A 5850-nucleotide genomic window follows, 5' to 3' on the forward strand; every position below is an offset into this window, starting at 1 on the left:
ATACATCTGGTCTGCAGGATTATCTCAAAAGCATCTGTATGCGCTATCTGGGCACAACAGGGCTGCTTTACAGGGGGTGTTATTGATGTTTACAAATAAGATTGGCTGCACAGTCTACGAGCGCAAAGTCGGTGCAGATCGCATGGAAGCCTATGTCCGGCATTTTATTCCTACGATCTATTGGGAGGACGCAAAGGGGCAAACACAGTCTGGTACTTCCATGAAACAGCAGGACAGCGTGCTGTGCATCATTCCGGCCTCTTCCCTGTCAGACTACATTCCGAAGCGGAATGACCGGATCATCTGTGGCAGATGTAATAATGCAGAGCCGCCGGAGGAATGCTGGACAGTCATGGAAGTCAAAGATTTCCGTTATGGTTCGCCGGAGGTCCAGCACATTGAGGTGACGGCGGTATGATCATCAAAGTGAAAATCAATTTTAATACAAAAAAACTCCACGCAAAATCAGCAGAACTAAAACAGCAAGCGGTCACGTTTGTTGGGAATGAACTGCTGCGAAAAAGCGAATTGTACATTCCTATTGATACTGGATCTTTGCGTGATTCTGGTATCATGAAGAGCGATACAAGCAAAACGTACTTGATGTGGACAACAGACTACGCCATCAAGCAATGGCGCTATGGCAAATCCAAAGGATTGCGTGGCAGAAAGTGGGCGCTCCGAGCGTGGACGGATCACGGCAAGCTAATCCTAAAAAACGCACGGCTGATCGCACGCGGAAAGGCGGGATGATATGGCAATCATACAAGCAATCCGGGATTATATCGCCGCTTGTCCCCTGCTGAAAGACGGAGCTATTTTAGGTGTTGACCGGCTGGATGCGGATGCAATCGGCTACACCGTGGATACCACACCCTGCGAACCAATTGTGCAGAAATACACGGACGGCAGCGACAAGCGGCAGTTTCTGTTTGTGTTCGCCAGCCACGAAAAGTACGGCGAAAAAGTGCTGGAGAATATTGCAAACTCCGGCTTTTATGATGATTTTGCGGACTGGGTGGAACGTAACAATTGGCAGGGCATATTCCCCGACCTTGGGGATTACCGTACACCGTATCTAATTGAGATCACGTCCAGCGGCTATGCCTACGATACCGGAGACGATACTGCACGGTATCAAATACAACTGAGATTATTGTACTATCAAGATCGGAGGTACTACACAAATGGGTAAAAATTTAAAAAACGCAAGCCTTGTGTTGCGTACCGGAAAGCTGGCATTTTATCTAGTGCCCGGCAATTCGGCATATACACGAATGGAGGGCTTCACTTCTCTTTCGACGTCCAAAAATCCAACAGAATACGAGCGTCAGTATGTGGACGAGGATTTTAAACGTACTGACATTACCGGCTACAACGTTTCAACAGCGTATGCCCTGGACAGACACAAGGGGCATCCCGTAACGGATGATATTATCGACATCCACGAAAACGAGCTGCTGGGTCCGGATGCAATCCGCAGCATTATCCCGGTAGACATGACCACCGCCGTAAACACAGGCGGCAAGAGCTGGACAGCTACCGGCAAAATGCGTGATTACGCAGTGATCCCAGATGCAGACGGCGATTCCACCGACTGTATGACCTATTCCGGCAACTTTAAGACACGTGGCGAAATGGAGGATGTGACAGTGGTCACCACAGATGACTGGCAGACCATCCAGGTATCCGGCAGTTCCGTAAAACCCGTGCTGCGAACGCTGAAAATCACAACACGTGCCGGATCGGAAGCCGTTACGCTAACCCCTGCCTTTGTATCCAGCAGAACTACTTATACTGCTGCTATCACGGGCAGTATTGATGTATATGCAGATGCGGAAAGCGCCACATACAAGACAACGATTATGCATAACAGCATTGCAAATACCTTTACCGACAAGATCTCCCTGAACAACGTCAAGGATGGGGATTACGTCTATATCACCGTTGACAACGGCGGCAGCGGTGCAAATTCAACTAATACTTATGCAATCCAGTTCACTGCCGCTTCTACGGCAAGCGAGACTGAGTAAGGGGGGATAAGGCATGGAAGATTTAACAATCTGGAAAGTAAACGGACTGGAGCTATATCTGGACATTGAGGATGCAGACACAGTAGAAAAATATGAAGCGGCTATGGATCAGCTGGAAACCGACTCCCCAAAGGACAAGTCCGATGGAGCTGCCGCATATATCCGAGCATATTGCAAGGCATTTCGCACGCTGTATGATTCCTTGTTTGGCGATGGCACAGCCTCACGGATTTTTGCAGATGTGCCGGACAATGTACGCAAATATACCGCTGTGTATGGCGATTTTCTGGCGTTTGTATCAAAACAGGCTGCCCAGTCTCAGGCAGAGATGGTGCAGATTCGCCGGAAGTATCTGCCGAAAGGCGGCAAACGGTGAACCTGCTGTATGAAGCACCGCCGGATACCGTAGAGGTTGGCGGCAAGGCGTATCCAGTCTATACGGATTTCCGGGATTGGCTGCGCTTTTTTGATATGCAGGAGGACAGCAGCATAGACAAACGGGAAAAGATACTGCTGATGCTGGAGTGGTACAAGGAGAAACCGCCGGTTGACTTACTCCAGGAATCTCTGGAAGCGCTGATCTTGTTTGCGTCCAGAAAAGATGCTCCGCCGGAGGACGACAGAGAGCCGGGGCGAAAATCCACAGACAAAGTCCTGTCATGGAATTTTGACGCTGCATATGTTTATGCGGCGTTTTTGTCTGTGTATCACATCGACCTATTGACAATACCGGAAATGCACTGGCACGTGTTCCTGGCGTTGTTTGATGCGTTACCGGATGATACGCCAATCAAGCAGCGTATGGGCTATCGTTCGGTAAATCTGTCTGCGGTTAAGGATAAGAATGAACGCAAACGCATTAAGAAAATCCAGGACAGCATCCGAATTCCCCGCGAAGAACTGGATGCGTACCAATGCGGCGAGTTTTTCGAATGAGGTGACAACATGACATTTTCCAAATTATCCGCAAAGCAAAAACAGGTCTTTCGCTGGTGCTATCAGCCCGGAAGTTACGCCCTGATCTGTGACGGCTCTGTGCGCTCCGGCAAGACAGCATCCATGGCGTGCAGCTTTATCCTCTGGGCAATGTCCAGCTTTCAGAATGCCAGGTTTGCCATCTGCGGCAATACGGTACAATCTGCCGAGCGGAACATCATCATGGAGCTGGAGCAGATGGCAGACATCACCCATTATTTCCAGCTCCACTACCTGGGCAGCAAGCACATTCTCACGGTCACTGGAAACGGCACGTCAAACCGTTTCCACGTATTCGGCGGCAAGGACGAAGCTTCATACAAGCTGGTGCAGGGTCTTACACTCTCCGGCGTGCTGTTTGATGAAGTGGCATTGATGCCGGAATCCTTTGTGAATCAGGCAATTGCGAGAAGCTTGTCCGTGGACGGCGCAAAGCTGTGGTTTAACTGCAACCCGGACAGCCCGGAGCACTGGTTTTATAAACAGTGGGTGAAGAAGTGTGACAACGGCGAACGCAGTGACGCACGGCACATCCATTTCTTGATGCGGGATAATCCGGTTATGACACCGGAGAAGATACGGCGGTCAGAATCCATGTTTTCCGGGGTATTCTACCGCAGGTATATTCTCGGCGAGTGGTGCGTGGCGGAAGGTCTGGTATACCCCATGTTTGACAAGGGAAAGCACATTGTGCATGAATTGCCAGATATGAGGAACTGTGACTTCTTTGTATCCTGCGACTATGGTACAGTGAATCCAACCAGCATGGGACTGTGGGCACTGAACCGGTACACCGGGAAAGCTACACGTATCCGGGAATATTACTGGAACAGCAGAGAGACCGGAGTAAGGCGCACCGACGAAGAACATTATGCAGAGCTAGTACGACTTGCCGGAAATCTGGCAGAGCAGATACAATATGTGCTAGTAGACCCGTCTGCGGCATCGTTTATCGAGTGCATCCGGCGGCACCATCTTTTCCGGGTACGGCAGGCGGACAATACTGTGCTGGACGGCATCCGTGATACTGCTACCCTGCTGGACTTAGGCTATTTGCGGTTTCATGACAGTTGCGGCAACTGTATCCGTGAATTCGAACTGTATTGCTGGGATGAAAAAGCACAGACTGACGCAGTGATCAAGGAAAATGACCACGCTATGGACGACACCCGTTATTTCGTCCGAACGGCAATGCGGCAGACGCTCCGGGAAATCAGAATGGAGGGATAACACATGATCGACGCATCTGCCATTGCAGTGGCAATGGGTGTGCCATGTCTTGTAAGCGGCGACATGCAGCAGAAGATGCAGCTGTGGGAAGATATGTACGAAAATAAGGCAAAATGGCAGAACAAGCGGGTACGCCCCATGCGACTGCCGGCTGCCATTGCACGAGAGCTGAAACGGCTGACGTTGACGGAGTTTGCCGCAGAAATCAGCGACACAGAGCTGAATAGTGGATTCCAGGCGATGGTGCCGAAGCTGCGGCGCTGTCTGGACATGGGGCTTTCCATGGGTGGGCTGCTGTTGAAACCGTATTATGCAGGCGGCGTGACACTGGTGGACATTGTGCCGCAGAATGCCTACTTGCCAGTGAATTACACTGACTGCACCTGTGACGGCGTGATCTGCCCGGAAGAAATCGCAGTGGGAAAAACCTACTACACCAGACTGGAGCAGCACACCTACGACAGGAACAAGCGAACCCACACCATCCGGCAGCGGTGTTTCAAGTCCGGTATGCCGGGTATTCTGGGAACAGAGTGCAGCCTTGCCGAGGTGCCGCAGTGGGCGGATATTCTGCCGGAAAAGGTGTATGAAAATGTACAGCGCCCATTGTTCGCCGTATTCCAGAACCCGGATGCAAACAACATTGACCCCACTTCTCCCCTGGGCGTTTCCGTCTATGGGGATGCGGTTGGATTTATTCGTGATGCAGATGTGCAATGGGAGCGGATTCTCTGGGAGCTGGAATCCTCAGAGCGTGCAGTCAATGCAAGCGCCGATCTGTTCCGGTATGTTGGCGGCAAGCCTGTTCTGCCAAAGGGCAGAGAGCGCATGTATCAGATCGTGCAGACAGCGGACAACAAGCCATTTATGGAGACGTTCTCCCCGGAAATCCGTGATACTGCGCATTTTAACGCACTGAATCAGATGCTGCGGCGCATTGAGAGCGCAATTGGTCTTGCCTACGGCACATTTTCCGAGGTTTCGGATGTGGAAAAAACCGCAGAGGAAGTCCGGGCATCAAAGCAGCGCAGCTTTGTCCGTGTCGGCGATATTCAGGCGAATCTGCGGACAGCGCTGGACGATCTTGTCTACGGGATGCAGTACTACCGGGACTATTACGCCAACAGGACACAGGAACAGGCAGAGCTTTCCTGCACCTTCGGGGACGGTGTCCTGGAGGATGCGGACAAGGAATTCCAGCGGCGGATGCAGATGGTCAGCGCCGGGCTGTACAGCAAGGAACAGTTTGTCATGTGGTACTTTGGCTGTGATGCGGAAAAAGCGTCGGAATATCTGCCGAAACAGGAGGACGACGGCGGACTGTTTTGACCCTTCCACCAGCTTCGCTGGTCCCCCTCCCCTTTCAGGGGAGGCTTTGTGAGGTGATTTGATTTGCAGAACTATGAGCCGGATGTCTCGCAGCTGCTTGCGCTGTACCAGCAGCTGGAGGATGATATCATTGCAGACATGGTGCGGCGTATGATGCGCATGGGATTTGTGTCGGAATCCACGGCATATCAGGCACAGGTTTTGCAGACCGCCGGACTGCTGTATGACGATATCATTGCCATGATTGCGCAGCGTACCGATGCCAGCGTGGAACAGGTCAAGG

Annotated in this window: 9 protein-coding genes; all 9 read left to right on the forward strand. The window is 51.5% G+C overall.

The window, feature by feature from the left end:
- Positions 1-85 precede the first annotated feature (85 nt).
- Positions 86-418, forward strand: a complete 333-nt coding sequence (locus QZ375_RS13435) for a hypothetical protein (RefSeq protein ID WP_295219762.1) — start codon at positions 86-88, stop codon at positions 416-418.
- Entirely contained in the window at positions 415-753 is a 339-nt protein-coding gene (locus QZ375_RS13440) for a minor capsid protein (RefSeq protein ID WP_295219763.1), read from the forward strand. Before QZ375_RS13435 ends, QZ375_RS13440 begins: the two co-directional genes overlap by 4 nt.
- A gap of 1 nt (position 754) precedes the next feature.
- On the forward strand, positions 755-1195 hold the full coding sequence (locus tag QZ375_RS13445) for a chloramphenicol resistance protein (protein ID WP_295219764.1): 441 nt from the start codon (positions 755-757) through the stop codon (positions 1193-1195).
- Positions 1188-2033: a hypothetical protein gene (locus tag QZ375_RS13450; RefSeq protein ID WP_295219765.1), complete on the forward strand. Its 846-nt coding sequence runs from the start codon at positions 1188-1190 to the stop codon at positions 2031-2033. The genes QZ375_RS13445 and QZ375_RS13450 overlap by 8 nt, the downstream gene beginning before the upstream one ends.
- 13 nt (positions 2034-2046) lie before the next feature.
- The gene (locus QZ375_RS13455) at positions 2047-2409 is read left to right on the forward strand and encodes a DUF6673 family protein (RefSeq protein ID WP_295219766.1); all 363 of its coding nucleotides are present in this window, start codon (positions 2047-2049) and stop codon (positions 2407-2409) included.
- Positions 2406-2969 (forward strand): bacteriophage Gp15 family protein, encoded by a 564-nt coding sequence (locus tag QZ375_RS13460; protein ID WP_295219767.1) that lies wholly within the window; start codon positions 2406-2408, stop codon positions 2967-2969. Before QZ375_RS13455 ends, QZ375_RS13460 begins: the two co-directional genes overlap by 4 nt.
- Before the next feature lie 9 nt (positions 2970-2978).
- The gene (locus QZ375_RS13465; protein ID WP_295219768.1) at positions 2979-4238 is read left to right on the forward strand and encodes a PBSX family phage terminase large subunit; all 1260 of its coding nucleotides are present in this window, start codon (positions 2979-2981) and stop codon (positions 4236-4238) included.
- Positions 4239-4241: 3 nt separating this feature from the next.
- A complete protein-coding gene (locus QZ375_RS13470) occupies positions 4242-5567 on the forward strand; it encodes a phage capsid protein (RefSeq protein WP_295219769.1) in 1326 nt (441 codons plus the stop codon).
- Positions 5568-5630: 63 nt separating this feature from the next.
- A partial coding sequence (locus QZ375_RS13475) for a phage minor capsid protein (RefSeq protein WP_365729206.1) occupies positions 5631-5850 on the forward strand: 220 nt, incomplete at its 3' end.

Origin of the sequence: Ruminococcus sp. (assembly GCF_019417665.1) — a bacterium.
Taxonomy (GTDB): Bacteria; Bacillota; Clostridia; order Oscillospirales; family Ruminococcaceae; genus Ruminococcus_C.